Raw genomic sequence first — 15505 nt, forward strand, 5'->3', positions numbered from 1 at the left:
CAGTTGCCTGCTGCAACCACTTATTTCGGCTTCACGACTTCGATCTGCTTGCCCGACGAGCCGATCACTTCGTTCTTCCAGCGTGCGGTCCAGCCGGCCTTCTTCTCCATCACCTGGTTCCAGTCGACCGGAATCAGCTTCACGCCTTCGATCGCCTGCTTGACCGCCGCGCCGTTCTTGCCCGAGAGCGCCACGTCCGTGCGGCCCGGAATGCCGAAGATGTCCGGCACCTTCGACTGCACTTCCGTCGACATCAGGTAGTCGATCAGCTTCTTGCCCGCCGCCTGGTTCGGACCGTTCTTGATCAGGCCGATGGCGTACGGCAGCTGGAACGTGGTGGGATGGCCGCCTGCTTCGGCAGCGAGGAAGATCGGCTTGAGCGACAGACCGCCGTTGGCCGCATCGTCGAGATCCATCTGCAGGTCGCCGTTGGCCACTGCGATCTCGTTGCGCGAGAGCAGCACGTCGAGGTAGCCCGTGCCCTTGGTGTGGAACTTGGCGCTTTGCTCGAGCTTCTTCAGATACTCGAACGCCTTGTCTTCACCCATCAGCGAGGTCGTGAGGATGATCACGGCCATGCCGTCGCCGGCCGTGGCCGGGTTCGAGTACGCCACCTTGCCCGAGTAGTCCGGATGCAGCAGGTCGGCGAAAGTCTTCGGCTGGTTCTTCACGACTTCGGGGTTGATCGCGAACGAGAAGTAGTTGTTCACGAAGGTCGCCCACGAGCCGTCTGCGGACTTCGCAATCGCCGGCACGTTCTTATAGTTCACGCTCTGGTACGGCTGCAGCAGGCCGCTTTGCTGCGCCTGCTGGATGAACGGCGGCAGCGTGATGAGAACGTCGGCCTTGGGCGCGTCTTTTTCGACGTTGGCGCGATTCACGACTTCGCCGCTGCCCGCGGTCACGATATTGACCTTCACGCCTTCCTTCTTCTCGAAGGCGGGCAGCACGTCCTTGTAGAGATTTTCGAGGCCGTCAGCCGTGTACAGCACAACCGAGCCAGCGGCGTGGGCGCTCAGGGCCGCACCTTGCAGCAGCGCGGCGGCGGCCATCATGGGCAACAGCTTGCGTGCGAAACCCGCGCGAGTGGAATTCCTGTGGTTCATGTCGCTCTCCGAAGGCAAAAAACCTATGCTCGGGGATACCCGATGCGTGTTTAGTCGAATGTCGAACGTCGACGGACTGCGCCGCCTTTCGTACCCGTCCGGTGCGGCAAACAAATTGTAGATCGTCTGCAATTTGTCATTGCCACCCGCAAGTCACCGGACCCACTGCACACCAGGAGTTGCCTCGTCAAGCGCGCCGGCCCCGTCTGAACGGGCCCGGCAAGAATCACAGGTTTTCGTGACAAGGCCATGACGATTGTGGCAAATGTCAAAAAATTCCACAATTCGCCAAAAATCAGCATACGACATTGGCCGCAGAAACGCTCGCGGCAGTGCACAAGCGCAGATCGGCGGATCCGCCCGGGAGGCGGGGAACGAGGGAAATAGAGCAGGCCGCGCCGCGCGGGCGCGCGCCATAGCGGCGGGAAACCCGGGCGAAGAAAATCAGGCGACGAGGAGCTCGGGCCCCCGCGCGGCGATGGCGCGGGCAATGCTCTTTTCGGGTGCGAGTTCGGTAATCACATAACGAGCGCGCTCGAAGCCGTTGATGCGCACCGGCGTGACGCGACCGAACTTCGAGTTGTCGGCCACGACGATCGCGCAGGTCGCGGCCGTGAGCATGTGGCTGCGCACCTCGGCGACCATGCGCGTGTAGTCGGTGAGCCAGCCGTCGGCGGTGATGCCGCCCGCACCCACGAACGCATAATCGACGTGATATTGCGCGAGTTGCTGCACCGTATCGAGGCCAAAGGTGGCCTCTTCCTGATCGGACAGCTCACCGCCCAGCATCGTCACGCGATTCTCGTTGCGCCGGCCGAGCAGCAGCGCGATGCGCCAGTCGTTGGTGTAGACCGTGAGGCGATGGCGGTCGATGAGCGCGCGCGCGAGCGCGTGCGTCGTGCTGCCCGAATCGATGATGATGGAGGCGCCGTCGGGCACGAACTCTGCGGCGCGCTCGCCGATGGCGCGCTTGGCGTTCGCGTTGGCGGCCTCGCGCACGTCGAGGTCCGGCTCGCTACGGTCGCTGGACAGCGCGCCGCCGTGAGTCGTCACGAGCAGCCCGCGCCCCGCGAGCGTGTTGAGGTCGCGCCGGATCGTCTCGCGCGAGACCCGCAGTTCGCGCACGAGATCTGCCACGGAAAGCGCGCCGGTCCGGGTCACTTGCGAAAGGATGTACTGATGGCGTTGTTCTGCGAGCATCTCGGTGAGCGCGATTGCGCGGCGTGTTATCGAAAGAGCCGCCGTATTGTATTACGCGTGCCGGATTGCGCGTGCCGTGACGGAGCGCTCCGGTCGCGCACACCGCGCCGAAGCGAATCGAAACGGCTGCCAGCGCGCGGTCATCCCTGTTAATCTGATGTCGGCCGTCCGGGAACTGGGCGGCTTTCCGTTTTGTCGATTTGTCGTTCCGTCGACGGCCGCTCCCCATGCGCTCACAACTTCGCCAACTGCGTCTTCTGTTCTGCGCGCTGCGCTACGGCATCCGGCTGATCTGGCTCGCAGCGCCCGAGCATCACAAGCTGCACTGGATCGTCTCGCTCGCCGCGCGCATGCGCGATGACGAACGCCTCGCCACGCATCTGTCGAGCGCCCTGCCGCGCCTCGCGCCGCTCGCGGGCGCCTTCGCGCAGACGCTCGTCACCAGGCCCGAACTCACCGCGGCCACGCTGCACGACGCCATCGACGCCATCGATCACTTCGAAGCGCCGCTCTCGCCGCCGCAACTCGATGCCGCCCTGCACGCCGCGTTCGGCAAGCCGCCGCAAACGATCTTTTCGTGGATCGATCCCGCGCCCTGTCATAACGGCTGGTGCGAGCAAACCCACGTCGCGCGCCTCGCGCTGCCGGTAAATGGCCATCAGATGGTGACGGTGCGCGTACTGCGCGCGAAACAGGCACAGGAAGTCGACGACGATGCCGCGCTGCTGTGCGCCGTCGCGCGCTGGCTCGAGCGCTTCTCGGGCGCGGCGCGCAAGCTCGGCCTGCGCGCGCTCGCGCAAACGCTGCGCGAGGACCTGCAACGCCGGTTCGATCTGCGCGCGCAGGCCGCGAATCTGAGCCAGACCGGACACCATCTCGCCAACGACACGCGCGTCCTCGTGCCCGACGTGATCTGGGACTGCTGCACCGCACAGACGCTCACGGTCGAGCACCTCGACACCGTGCTCGTGACCGACCTCGCCGGCCTCGCGGAGCATCACATCAACGTGACGCGCGTGGCTGCGCATCTGATCGAAGTCGTCACGCAGCAGGCATTCGAGCACGGCTTCTTCCACACGGCCATCGACGCGCGGCGCGTGGCCGTGAGCATCGAGCCGCAAACGCGCGGCCGCCTCGTGTTCGCGAGCGCGGCGCTGATGACGAGCCTGTCTTCGCCGGAGCGCGAATTCTTCGTGCACGGCGCAACGGCGCTGTTCGAACAGGACTACGCGCGCCTCGCCGCGCTGCATCACGTTGCGGGCCACGTGCCCGGGCACGCGCGCGCCGAGCAGATCGAAGCCGAGTTGCGCACGCGCAGCGAAGCGCATTTCGCCAGCGATGCCAGCACACGCAGTGCGGGGGCGCTGTTTCATCATCTGCTGCACTCGGTGCAGCCGTTCGGCGGCGAGGTGTCGCCGCGGCTCGCCGCAGCGCAGCGCGCATTCGGCAACGCCGAGACGCTCGCACGCACGATTCATCCGGGCGTGGACGCCTGGGGCATTACAAGCGCGACGCTCAGGGATATCGCGAAGCGCGATCTCGGCGCGCAAGGGTGGATCAAGCGGCTGTCCCAGGAGTTGCCGCATCTCGCGCAGATCGCGCCGCGCGTGCCGCAACTCATCTACCACTTTATGCAGCATCACACGCACACGGAGCACGGCCCGAACGCGGCGCAAGCCCAAGCCGCGGTGCTCGCGGCGCTGCGCCGCGAGCACCGCCGCACGCGCGCACTGCTGATCGCCTGCGCCTTGACCGCCGCGCTGATCGGCGTGGCCGCGACGCTCTTCGCCACGCCGCCCGTCAGCCAGGCGAGCCGCGAGAGCGCGCCGCATCCCGGACCTTCCTACCCCGCCTCAGTGCAGTCCTGAACAAGACCGGCACGGTTCGCCCCGGCGATACTCCCGGTCTTCCGCACGTTGCCCGCGCGATGGCCATGGTTCGTTCGCCGTTCGTTCGCGACAAACTCCCGTATGGGCGCCGCGCCACCTTTACCAGAACCGATGCTTGACTCGCTCGCTCCCGCCCTCTTCGTCGTCTTGTGGTCGACGGGCTTCGTGGTCGCCCGCGCGATCGCCCCGTATGCCGATCCCAACCTGTTCCTGCTCGCGCGCTTCGGCGGGACCGCGCTGCTGTTCGCCTGCGTCGCGCTCGCGCTGCGCGCGCCATGGCCGCGCGGGCGCGAGTTCGGCAAGCACCTCTTCGCGGGCGCGCTGCTGCAAGGCGTGTATTTGGGGGCGAGCTACTGGGCCGTTGCGCAGGGCCTGAGCGCGGGCGTGATGGCGCTACTCGGTGCGTTGCAGCCGCTGCTGACCTCCGCACTTGCCGCGCCGCTGTTCGGCGAGCGGCTCACGATGCGGCGCTGGCAAGGCTTGTCGCTCGGGCTCGCGGGCGTGGTGCTCGTGCTGATGCCGAAACTGCGCGCCGCCGCTGCGGGCGTCCCGGCTGCAGCGGCGGCCGATGCCTCGGGCACGCATGCGAGCCCGCTCCTGGTCGTGCTCGTCGCGGTGCTCGCGGTCGGGGCGATCACCGCAGGCACGCTTTATCAAAAGACCTCGCTGGCCAAGGCCGACATCCGCAGCGCGAGCGCGGTCCAGAATGCGGGCGCGACGGTGGTTGCAGCGCTGCTGGCGCTCGCGCTGGGCGAGCATCGCTGGATTGCCTCGACGACACTCTGGATCTCGCTTGCATGGGGCATCGCGATGCTCTCCGGCGTGGGCGTGACGTTGCTTGTCTGGATGGTGCGCCACGGCGATGCGGCCCGCGCCACGGCGCTGCTCTTTCTCGCGCCGCCGCTCGCCGCGCTCGAAAGCTGGCTGCTGTTCGGCGAAACGCTCGCGCCGGTGCAGATGGCGGGCTTCGGCGTGGCGCTCGCAGGCGTGGTGCTCGCGCGGCGCGGGTGACGTGATCCGCCATCGACCGGCCATCGACCGGCCGTCAATCTGCCATCAATCGGCCGTGTCGCCGCCCTTGGGCATGTTCGCACGCGCCTTGCTGCCCGGCGCCGGCGCCCACGCGGGCCGCGTCTTGCGCTGCGAATCGATTACGACGATGAAGCGCCCCGCCCACGGCGTGACCTCGCGGCCGGGGTGCAGGACCCACAGCGACTTGCCCGAATCGACGAGCGCCTGATACTCGGCATCGACGATTCCGTAGTGATCGATGAAAGCGTTCAACGACGCGGGAATGCGCACACAGCCCTTCGAATGGCGGATGCCGAGCAGCGGCTCGAGACGGTCGGGGTCGGTGGCGTGCATCTGGAAACGCATCGGCGAGAAACCGCCCTTGCCCCAGCCGCGCTCGCCGTCGACCCAGCCGAGATCGTAGATGCGCATGTCGCGCGCGCCGTAGCCGCGAATGCCGTTCTCGTTCATCGTGCCCTCCGCGCGAAAGTCCATGTTCGAGGGCGTGTGCTCGAACACGCCGAGCGGCGTGAGGAAGTGATCGAACTCGCCGGGCCGGCCCGTCGCGACCGGCGAAGCGCCGATCATCTGCCACGGCTCGTGCGGCATCGCGCGGAAGTAGATAAAGAGCGCCTGGACGGTCGCGGCGCGATCCACGAGGATGACGAACTCGCCCGCCAGCGCACCGAGATTCTTTTCGTCGAGCGCGGCCTGCAGGCGTTGACCGTAAGCGCGCTGATCGGCGGGCGGCACGCGCAGACGGCGCTTCACGCTGCTCGCGAAGGTCTGGCGCATGGCCAGCGCACGGTGCGTTTCCTCGGCGGCCTGCTCGGGCGTGAGATCCGGGTGCTCGGGCAAGACGAGCGGCGCAGGCACGGACGCGGGCTGCGCCGGCGCCGCGGCGGACGATGCCGATGCCGCTGAAGCCGCTGATGCAGCCGGCGAAGCCGCCGCTGCGCTCGACGCCGATGAAGCCGGCCCCGCTGACGAAGCCGCCGCCGATGTCGCGGCTACGCCCTGCGCGGACGATGCCCGCACAGGCGCCGATGCCGCCCCACCAGCCGATGCCGCCGCCGGATGGGACGCTGCCCGAGCCGCTTGCACGGCCCCCGACGTCGCATGCGGGCCCGACGCAGCCCCGGCGACACCCGCAGCCCAGGCGCTGGCAGCCCACCACGCGCAGAAAGCTGCGCCCAGCACGCGGCGAATCCGCCATGGCGCACGCAACGCCCCCCTGGAATGGGCGTTCGTGGTGTCGCCCCGGACACCACCGTTCACGCGCGCAAGAGCGCAGCGCGAAAAGTCTTCGTTCATTGTGAATCCGGCTAATTTCTGTTTTGTCTGGAATAGATTGCCACGACGCCGACCGGTGCGCGTGCACGCCATGACGCGCACACCGTGCCAGTGTCCCGGCAGGACCACCCGCCATTAAACCAGACAAAACGCGCAAATCGCAGCACAAGGCGACAGGCACGCGAGGCACGCTGCACGCAAGCGGTCTGCGCACGACAATGCATGGGCGGCGATGGGATGGATATGAAAACGGTCAGCCGGCTCGCGCAGTTGGCGGCCGTTGCGACCGGACAGGAAGCTCAATTCGCCGACGAAAACACGGCGAAGAAGCAAACCAGGCGGGAAAAGCCATCGCGCCGATACGAGAAGGGCACGATCGTCGAGGCCATCTCTGAGAATCAGCGCACGGACGCTGGCCGTGCATCCTGCTGCGCCTCGCCGTCGAACGGCGCGGCACTCACGCGCAGCGCGACACCGGCAAGGCGCCGGCTCTGCAACTCGCGCGCAACTGCTTCGCCCACGTAGGGCACATCGGAATCGAGTTCGATGTCTGCGTGTGCGTTCGACGTGCCCACGTCGTACACCGTGACACCCTTGGCGTAATGCCCGAGCTCACGTTTGACGAAGTCGCGCACTTCTTCTTCGCTACAGGTTTCGGGGACGTTCCAGACGGTCAGGTGCATGTCGAACTACCGTTGGCGGCGCGCTCGGTCGGCTCGCACCCGCACGGGCTGAAGACTCGCGCGCGCCTTTGCGCGGGCTCCAACCGCCTGTCCGAGCAGGATCACGGTTACAAGCAGGAAAAGAGTCGACGGTAGCATTTCGCTCACTCCACTTTTATTGATGATAGTCAGGATATGCCTAATCTCCAGCCAGCGCGCTGCGTCATATTGTCAAATACTCGCCGTTCAGCACCGTCGATTCTGGAGCGTGCGCAATCAACGTGCCGGCAATGGCCACGACCGCGCGCGAGCTATTGACCTTCGTCGCTGCTCGCTGAAGTGGTATCGCCCATATCCGTGCCACATTGCATGCGCGTGAGTTGATCGTACCGGTGCGCCCAGTTGCCGGAGATGGCCGCCTGCGCCTGGGCGAGCGATATCCTCCCGGCGCAGACGCAACGCTTGAGCCGCACCGTAAGGAGCGACTTGCGCCGTTCGCCGGCATGGCCGCCCCACGGCAGCAAGTCGAAGTTCGCGGCCGCATCCGGCGAACCGCCGAGCAGGATTGGCACGCGCCGGTCGAGCGCGTAAGCGACACCCTCATCGGAATCGATCCCGCGTGCCGCGAGCAGACGGCCCTTTTGCGCCATCGTCTCGTCGAACGGGGGCGCCACGGTATCGGCATACCCGGGCCGGCAAATCGTCTCCGCCACCGACTCCTGGGTAACGCGCGCATCGAAAAGCTGCGCCTCCTGCGCCATGGCGGGCGCACCGCGCGCCACGCCGCCGACGGCAAGCGCCAGCAGCACGCCATGCAGCGTGCAACCGAGCGAGCGCCAGCCGCACAAGCCCCTCCGGTATGCCCTGCCCTCTGCCATGCGACGCCCGGCGCGACGTTTTTCTGCCAATTCTGCGTTCATGGATAGGCGCATCGTACGCTGCCGTACGACGCGAAATGGATGGTCAATGCCGGACAATTAAAACACATCCAAATTTCACGTGGTGAATATGCAGCATCAGGCCACGCCCGGCAGACAGCACCCGGCATTCGCCACTACCTGAGCGCCGCCAGACAAGCGCACCAGACCATGAACAAGCCATGCGCGAACTACGCGATCCATAACGGAATTTTTACTTCGTCATGCAGATCAATTCGACGGGCAAGCGCCGGAACTCGCGCGCCACCGCAAGATCGGCCGTTCAGGCAATGGCAGCGGCAAATCCGATGGCGCATAATGATCCGCCCGCCCATCTCCGCCCCGGAGTCCGGCGTGCACATTCAAGGAAACGAGGAATTCCCATGTCCATCACCATGTATCACGCCTCGGTGCCCGTGCTCGTGCGCGGCCTCGCCAACCTGCAGAACATCATCGGCAAGGCGCAGGCGCACGCAGCTGAAAAGCAGATCGACCCCTCGGTGCTGACCGGCGCACGGCTATTCCCCGACATGCTGCCGCTCGCGCGCCAGATCCACATTGCCACGGACACAGCGAAGGGCTGCGCCGCGCGCCTCGCAGGCGTAGACGCACCGAAATTCGAAGACGTGGAAGTCAGCTTCGACGACCTGCACGCGCGCATTCAGAAGACGATCGACTACCTGAACACGTTCAAGCCCGAGCAAATCGATGGTTCCGAGGGCAAGACCATCACGCTGAAGATGCGCTCGGGTCCGATCGAGTTCACGGGCCAGAACTACCTGCTGGCGTTCGTGCTGCCCAACTTCTATTTCCATGTCACGACGGCGTACGACATCCTGCGTCACAACGGCGTCGAACTTGGCAAGCTCGACTATCTGGGCAACAAGCCGAACGCCTGAGGCACACGGGCGCGCGGCTTTCGCGCATCAATCGAGCGAAAGCCGCACCGCGAAACCAATGAGCGCCGAAGAGAAGGCCCATTTCTGCACGGTCTGCGCCAGCGGATGTCGGCGCAGCCACACGGCGATCCGCGACGCGCCCAGCACATAGATCATGTCGAAGAGCGCACACACGATCACGAGCAGGATGCCCAACTCGGTCACCTGCAGCCAGACCGACCCCGCCTCGGGGCGAATGAACTGCGGCAGCAGCACCGAGCAGAACAGCAGCGCCTTCGGATTCAGCAGGTTGGTGAGCAGGCCTTTGAAGAAGTCCGCTCGCAGCGGGCGCTCGGCCATCGCAGCGGCCTGATCCGGCAAGGCAAAACCCGGCGCGCGGAAAATCTGCACGGCAATCCAGGTCAGGTAGAGCGCGCCGGCATAGCGCACGATCTCATAGAGCCACGGTGCGTTATGGAGCAGCGCCGCCAGACCACAGGCGGAAAGCGTGACATGCGTGGCGCGCGCGAGCCCGAGGCCGCAAGCGGCCGCGAAACCACGCCGCGCGCCGCGGCTCATGCTGGTCTGCATCACCAGTGCCATGTCCGCCCCCGGCAATGCACAGACCACCACCAGAGCGGCAATGAACATCAAAAGCAGGTGAGCGGAAATCATGTTGGCCTCATTTGGAAGAGGCTCTATATTGCCGCCAATGCCGGAGCGATTTCTGACGTTTTTTGTGGATAACTCTTCAATATGAAGCGGAATACCCTACAATTTCGTCATCGAAATCAGGAAAGCACTCCGCGCCATGAGCGATCTGGACAAACTCGACCGCGCGATCCTCGGCGCCCTGCAGGCGGACGGCAGAATGCCGATCGCGCGGCTCGCCGAAACCGTCGGCTTGAGCGAAACGCCCTGCGCACGCCGCCTCAAGCGGCTCGAGCAGGAAGGCTATATCGAACGCTATCGGGCCATGCTCTCGCGGCGCACGCTCGGCTACGGCGTGCTCGCCTATGTCTCGGTGCGCTTCGCCGTGCACGACCGGGCGCTGGCCGACCGCTTCGAGCGCGAAGTCTGTGCAATCGAGCGGATTCTTTCGTGCCACAACGTGGCCGGCACGGCGGACTATATTCTGATGATCGTGGCACGCGACCTCGACGACTACGGCACATTCATGCGCGACGAATTGCGCAGTCTGCCGGGTGTCACATCGGTCGAATCGGCGCTCTCGCTGCGCGCGGTGAAGTCCGAGGGCCGGCTGCCTTTGCCGTGAGCGCCCCACACTTTCTTTTCTCATAACGGAGCTTTCGATGAACCCAGAACAGGCGCGAGCTGAAGAAGCCGCCGCAATGGACCGCGTGCTGAACGCCACGCAACGCGTCAAGACGGCATTCGCCGCGTTGCAGACGCAATTCCCGCCGCAAGGCGAAGGCCGGCCGTCGCAGTTCGCGTTACAGACGTTCGACGCCGCGCTGCAGGAGCTGGAAGACGCCCAGACGGCCTTCGACGAAATGCTCAACGACCTGTTCGATGGCAATCGTTGACGGACTTGCTTCAGGCGCGGACCGCCAGCGCGCCTGAATTTCGACGAACGCTAGCGCCCCTTCCCGGGCAGTTGCCGGACAAAGGCCGCAATCCGCTCGCAGGCCTCGACGAGCCGCTCATCGTCGACCACGAAGCCGAACCGGACATAGCCGCTTGCCGTTTCGCCGAATGCGCTCGCGTCGAGCAGCGACACTTTTTGCGCCTCGAATAGCTGCCACGTGAACGCGTGCGGATCGAGGCCGGTGCCGCGCACGTCGATCATCATGAACATGCCGGCTTCCGGCAGCAGGCAACGCAGCCCCGGCACGCCGCTCAGGCGCGCATGAACAAGGTCGCGCCTGCGCCGGTAAATCGCGCGCATTTGCGCGACGATCGGCTCGCGCTGCTCCAGCGCCGTGAGCGCGGCCTCCTGGATGAAGCCGGGCAAGCCATAGAACATGCATAAGGCAAGCCGCCCCAGATGGCCAATCAACGTTTCGGGCCCAATCACCCAGCCAAACCGCCAACCCGGCATCGCATGCGATTTCGAAAGGCTGCCGATCGTCACGGTGCGTGGCGCCATGCCGTCGAGCATCGCAATGCTTACGTGCTCGCGCTCGAACGTGAGATCGGCATAGACCTCGTCGGAAACCACCCAGAGATCGTGACGCTGCGCGAGTTGCGCGATACGCGCGAGATGCTCACGCGGCATCACCGCGCCGGTCGGGTTGCACGGCGTGGCGAGGAAGATCGCCCGCGTGCGTGGCGTAAGCGCCGCTTCGAGGGCATCGCAATCGAGATGAAAGCCGTTGTCCGGGTCGACGGGTACCGGCACGAGCGTCGCGCCCGACGAGCGAATCGCAGCTTCGTAGGTCAGATACATCGGCTCCGGCACGAGCACCTCGTCGCCGGCTTCGCACAGGCATAGCGACGCGGCGAAAACACCATTCTGCGCACCGGCGCACAGAATCACGTTCTGCGCGCTCACGTCCGGCGCGCCCGCCGCCGCGTGCTGCCGGGCAATGGCTTCGCGCAGCGGCTCGCGCCCCATGATCGCCGTGTAATGCGTATCGCCCGCGCGCAATGCCGCCACGGCCCGCTCGACGACAGGCTCCGGAGTTGCGAAATCCGGGTCGCCCACGCTCAACACGATCACGTCTTCGCCCCGCGCCGCCGCCTGAATCGCGGCGTGATGGATCTCCCACGCCGACGTGCGCCGCCCCTGCAAGCGCTCCACCAGATTCGAATATTTCATCGTCAGCGAGTCTCCTTGCGACGCCGCCTGCGTCGATTCATGTTCAATCCGTGCGCATGGCGTGATGCGCGTTCGCACGGCGCGAGCATCACGATACCAAGGAACGCGATCGTGGAAAAATAGCGGGAAGGTTTCTGTGCCCCCGGCACCGCGCGAGCGCGCCGGCGCACACCGGAGCACAATGCACGCTGGCCGGCCTTGCCGCACCGGCTCTCGCTCACCCCGCTCGATGCGGTCGCGGCCGCGCCATATCGTCGGCTCGCCGCCCAGTCCTCTGCCACTCCTGGAGACACGCCATGCCCTCTTCGCCACGCAGCGTCGCGGAAAAACGCGCCGCATTCCGAGCCTTGCATACTTCCGGCTGCTTCCTCTTGCCCAACCCCTGGGATCCGGGCAGCGCGCGCTATCTAGAGAGCGTCGGCTTCAAGGCGCTCGCCACGACCAGTTCGGGTTTTGCGTGGTCGCGCGCCCGCGCCGACAATTCACTGCCTCGCGAGGCGATCCTCGCGCATCTGCGCGAGATGGTCGCGGCCACTGATTTGCCCCTCAACGCGGACTTCGAAAATGGCTTTGGCGCCGATGCCGCCGACGTTGCGCAGAGCGTGGGTCTCGCCGTCGACACGGGTGTCGCTGGGCTCTCGATAGAGGATTCGACTGGCGACCCCGCCGCGCCGCTGTTCCCGCTGGAGATCGCCGTGGAGCGCGTGAAGGCCGCGCGACGCGCCATCGACGAACGCGGCGGCGATACCTTGCTGGTCGCGCGCGCGGAAAACTTCTTCACTGGCGAACCCGATTTCGAAGATGCGCTCGCGCGCATCAAGGCCTATGCGGCGGCGGGCGCAGACTGCCTTTACATGCCGGGCATCCACGCACGCGAGCACATCGCTGCGGTGGTTGCGGCCGTTGCGCCCAAGCCCGTCAACGTGCTGATCGGCACGGCTTCGGCATTCACGCTCCAGGATCTAGCGGCGTTGGGCGTGCGGCGCGTGAGCGTGGGCGGCGCACTGGCACGTTCCGCATGGGGTGGCTTCATGCGTGCCGCCCAGACGCTCGTGCAGGGTCGCTTCGACGGTTTCGTCGATGCTGCGCAGGGCAATCAGCTCAACGATTTATTCAGGGATCCTTCCTGATTTTTTTCGACGCTGCCGTTCCGTCGCTCACGGCACGACGAAGCGCTTCACGAGCGTCAGCTCACCGGGCTTGCGCATTGGTGCGCGTATCGTCTCGCTCTTTTCGTTCGGCGTGCCTTCGTCGGTGATGATGGTGATCTGCGCCACAGTCATGTCGCTGACGCTGTGGCCACTGCCATAGTAGTTCACGTAGACAAGATACGTGCCGTGCAGTGGTGCAGCGCTCGAGTAGATCTCGGGGCCGTAGCCCGTCGTCACATCCACGTCGAGCGCACCGCCGTTCGGCGCCACGCGGTCGGCGTAGAACGTGTGCACACCGTCGGGCGACACCACGTGCAGGTCGAGGTCGGTGCCGTCGGTGTCCCACGCGAGCACGATCCGCAGGCGCGCCTGGGTCTTGCCCGTGTAGGCGTCGTAGAACTGCACGCGTTTGCGCGTGCCGTCCGCCGTGCGCAGCTCCACGCTGTTGCTGCCCGCGCCGAACGCAAACGGCCGCGAGAACTCGCCGTCTTCCTCGATGCGCTGAGGCATGGGCGTGCCGTTCACCACGAGCGTGCCCACCGAGGTACCCGGCCTGGCCTTGGGCGCCGCCTTGATGTGCCCCGCGATCAACGCGTTAGCCGATTGGCCCTCGGGCGTGCTCACGGCGACGGCGGGATAGTGGACGTCCTGCGTATAGCGCGCTTCGTCGCCGGCCGAATTGCGCCAGCCGTTCAGCGGCGCGGCTAAATCGATGGTGTCGGCATGCGCGGCGTTCGTGAACGCACCGAGCGCAAGCGCAGCGCCCGCGAGCCCGTGGCGCGAGAAATGACCAGAGAAGCGACGAGGGAGCCGGATCGGATGCATGCGGGTTCGCCTGGTTGTCGTGTCGCGATCATGCGCGGAGGGGGCAAATATATTGAACGCTTTCATGTTCATTCAACTTCCAGTGAGGATCAGCTTGCGCGCGGTCTGCTCGATAAATGCCTCGTCCTGCCCGCGCGGATGGTGCGCAAACGCGAGATGCAGATACTCGTGCGCGAGCGCAATGCGGTCGTCATCGGAGCGCAGGCGGCGGATATAGACGCGATTACGCGCGGCATCGGCATAGGGGCGGCCCGTCGTCACCTCGCAGACTGCCGGCAGCTCGGGGGCTTCGTAGCCCGCCTCGCCCGCGAGACGCTGCGCCCAGACCGGCGCCTCGCGGCTCAGCCAGTCGCGCGCGCCCGCCACCGGTTCGCAGTCGCCCGCGAGCGGGCTCGCGAACGAGGTGAGCGTAGCCTGCGGCCAGGTGCGCGCGAGAATCGCATCGAACGCGAGGCCCCGTTGCGCCGCGGCCTTCGCGTCGAGCCAGCTCATCTGGCCGGGCGCCGCCTTGTCGTGATGAAACTGCACCGGCACGCCAGCAAGCACGAGCCCATCAGTGAAATCGGCGGCGCTGCGCGCAGCGCCGCGCGGCGCGCGCGGCAAGACGCGCTGCGTGCGGCTGCTGTCGTCGATGCGGTAGCAGCCACGCGCGCGGCCTGCGTTCTGCGCGAGATAGCTGCGCGCGGCCACTGCGAGTGCGCGCGCCGCCTGCGGCAGCGCAGTGTCGCCTTCGCGCTCGACCACGCGCGCGACATAGTCGTTCATGCCAAAGCGGCCGACGATGCGCGGCTTGCCGTTCTCGTCCCGATCGAGCAGCAACTCGCCATGGCTTTCGATGGGCAGCCAGTTGCCGTTCTCAAATCTCACGCTGAATTTGCCGTCGAGCAGACCGGGCTGCGCGGGTCGTCCGCCCGCGCGCATATCGATCACGTTTCGGATCGGATAACGAGAAAAAAAGTCGACGACCACACAGGCACGGTCGTCAGGCACGGCGCTCTGCGCGACCAGCGGCGCAATACGCGGCGCCGCAGCGGCCAGCACGCGCATGCTGCCCCCGCGCCCGTCAAGCCAGACCGGCGTGCCATCGGCCAGCCAGCCGGCCGCGCCGCCTTCGTAGCCGCCGGAGTCCGCTGGATCGGGCATGGTCCAAGTCTTGGCTCGCAACAGGCTGCCATAGAGCGATACGGTGCCCTCGCCGCGCCCGCTCGTGACGACCGACACCAGCGTGCCCCCCGTGTCGTCGCGGGCGCGCGCCGGCACGGCCTGCAAGGCATCGAGCAGATCGGCCACACGCACGCGGCGCTCCGGGCGCAGTGCGTAGAGATCCTGCAGCCATGCGGGCGCCTTCCGGGCGCGCCAATACTGGCGCCAGCCCGCCGGATCGAGCTGCAATCTGTGCGGCTCGAAAAAGAGGCCGCATGACTGCACCAGCGCGCGATCGCGGTCGATATGGCGGCCGATCATGCAGCAGTACACCTCCTCGCGATCGCTGCCATCGCATTGATAGTCGGGCGCGGGAATCCGCTGGTCGACGAGATACGCATATACGAACAGCTTCCAGACGCTGCCGAGCTGCGTCTTGAGCGTCGGCGGCAACGGCGTGCCGGGACCCGGTGCGCTGGCCTCGGCCGCGGCATCGAATGTCCATAGTCGCGCGCTGCCATCGTGCAGCCAGGCAAAGCGCAGGGCCGACGGCGCCGCAGCCTGCGCAGGTCGCGGCAAACTGATTGCAAACGCAACCATTGCGAAGACGAGCGCCGCGCTCAAGCCGGCAATACGCATCCTCACGCC

Annotated in this window: 15 protein-coding genes; 6 read left to right on the plus strand and 9 right to left on the minus strand. The window is 66.2% G+C overall.

Going from position 1 to position 15505, the window contains the following annotated elements:
* Positions 1-20 precede the first annotated feature (20 nt).
* Both phnS and P5W98_RS19230 read right to left on the minus strand, forming a co-directional pair.
* The gene (gene phnS, locus P5W98_RS19225) at positions 21-1106 is read right to left on the minus strand and encodes a 2-aminoethylphosphonate ABC transporter substrate-binding protein (protein ID WP_421026473.1); all 1086 of its coding nucleotides are present in this window, start codon (positions 1104-1106) and stop codon (positions 21-23) included.
* 444 nt (positions 1107-1550) lie between these two features.
* On the minus strand, positions 1551-2306 hold the full coding sequence (locus P5W98_RS19230) for a DeoR/GlpR family DNA-binding transcription regulator (RefSeq protein WP_421026472.1): 756 nt from the start codon (positions 2304-2306) through the stop codon (positions 1551-1553).
* 227 nt (positions 2307-2533) lie between these two features.
* Between P5W98_RS19230 and P5W98_RS19235 the strand changes: the two genes are divergently transcribed.
* Positions 2534-4174, plus strand: a complete 1641-nt coding sequence (locus P5W98_RS19235) for an ABC1 kinase family protein (RefSeq protein ID WP_421026471.1) — start codon at positions 2534-2536, stop codon at positions 4172-4174.
* Between the two features lie 132 nt (positions 4175-4306).
* Entirely contained in the window at positions 4307-5206 is a 900-nt protein-coding gene (locus P5W98_RS19240; RefSeq protein WP_421026470.1) for a DMT family transporter, read from the plus strand.
* Between the two features lie 45 nt (positions 5207-5251).
* Here P5W98_RS19240 and P5W98_RS19245 read toward each other — a convergent pair whose 3' ends face one another.
* The 3 genes from P5W98_RS19245 to P5W98_RS19255 form a co-directional block, all read right to left on the minus strand.
* Positions 5252-6520, minus strand: coding sequence for a L,D-transpeptidase (locus tag P5W98_RS19245; protein WP_421026469.1), 1269 nt, complete (start codon positions 6518-6520; stop codon positions 5252-5254).
* 377 nt (positions 6521-6897) lie between these two features.
* Positions 6898-7182 (minus strand): RNA-binding protein, encoded by a 285-nt coding sequence (locus tag P5W98_RS19250; protein WP_421026468.1) that lies wholly within the window; start codon positions 7180-7182, stop codon positions 6898-6900.
* Positions 7183-7472: 290 nt separating this feature from the next.
* The gene (locus tag P5W98_RS19255; protein WP_421026467.1) at positions 7473-8081 is read right to left on the minus strand and encodes a hypothetical protein; all 609 of its coding nucleotides are present in this window, start codon (positions 8079-8081) and stop codon (positions 7473-7475) included.
* Positions 8082-8461: 380 nt separating this feature from the next.
* Here P5W98_RS19255 and P5W98_RS19260 point away from each other — a divergent pair, with 380 nt between their 5' ends.
* Entirely contained in the window at positions 8462-8977 is a 516-nt protein-coding gene (locus tag P5W98_RS19260) for a DUF1993 domain-containing protein (RefSeq protein WP_421026466.1), read from the plus strand.
* A gap of 27 nt (positions 8978-9004) precedes the next feature.
* Here P5W98_RS19260 and P5W98_RS19265 read toward each other — a convergent pair whose 3' ends face one another.
* Positions 9005-9631 (minus strand): LysE family translocator, encoded by a 627-nt coding sequence (locus P5W98_RS19265; RefSeq protein WP_421026465.1) that lies wholly within the window; start codon positions 9629-9631, stop codon positions 9005-9007.
* Positions 9632-9767: 136 nt separating this feature from the next.
* Between P5W98_RS19265 and P5W98_RS19270 the strand changes: the two genes are divergently transcribed.
* A complete protein-coding gene (locus P5W98_RS19270; RefSeq protein ID WP_035534757.1) occupies positions 9768-10232 on the plus strand; it encodes an Lrp/AsnC family transcriptional regulator in 465 nt (154 codons plus the stop codon).
* A gap of 37 nt (positions 10233-10269) precedes the next feature.
* Positions 10270-10503, plus strand: coding sequence for a hypothetical protein (locus P5W98_RS19275; protein WP_421026464.1), 234 nt, complete (start codon positions 10270-10272; stop codon positions 10501-10503).
* A 50-nt stretch (positions 10504-10553) separates the two neighbouring features.
* On the opposite strand, the gene P5W98_RS19280 is transcribed toward P5W98_RS19275, so the two are convergent.
* The gene (locus P5W98_RS19280) at positions 10554-11738 is read right to left on the minus strand and encodes a pyridoxal phosphate-dependent aminotransferase (RefSeq protein ID WP_421026463.1); all 1185 of its coding nucleotides are present in this window, start codon (positions 11736-11738) and stop codon (positions 10554-10556) included.
* Between the two features lie 296 nt (positions 11739-12034).
* Here P5W98_RS19280 and P5W98_RS19285 point away from each other — a divergent pair, with 296 nt between their 5' ends.
* Complete coding sequence (locus P5W98_RS19285; protein ID WP_421026462.1) at positions 12035-12868, plus strand: isocitrate lyase/PEP mutase family protein; 834 nt, start codon at positions 12035-12037, stop codon at positions 12866-12868.
* A gap of 27 nt (positions 12869-12895) precedes the next feature.
* On the opposite strand, the gene P5W98_RS19290 is transcribed toward P5W98_RS19285, so the two are convergent.
* On the minus strand, positions 12896-13714 hold the full coding sequence (locus P5W98_RS19290) for a YfaP family protein (RefSeq protein ID WP_421026461.1): 819 nt from the start codon (positions 13712-13714) through the stop codon (positions 12896-12898).
* A gap of 72 nt (positions 13715-13786) precedes the next feature.
* Positions 13787-15496: a DUF2300 domain-containing protein gene (locus tag P5W98_RS19295; RefSeq protein ID WP_421027061.1), complete on the minus strand. Its 1710-nt coding sequence runs from the start codon at positions 15494-15496 to the stop codon at positions 13787-13789.
* Positions 15497-15505 lie beyond the last annotated feature (9 nt).

The organism is Paraburkholderia sp. A1BS-2L (assembly GCF_051125205.1).
Taxonomy (GTDB): Bacteria; Pseudomonadota; Gammaproteobacteria; order Burkholderiales; family Burkholderiaceae; genus Paraburkholderia.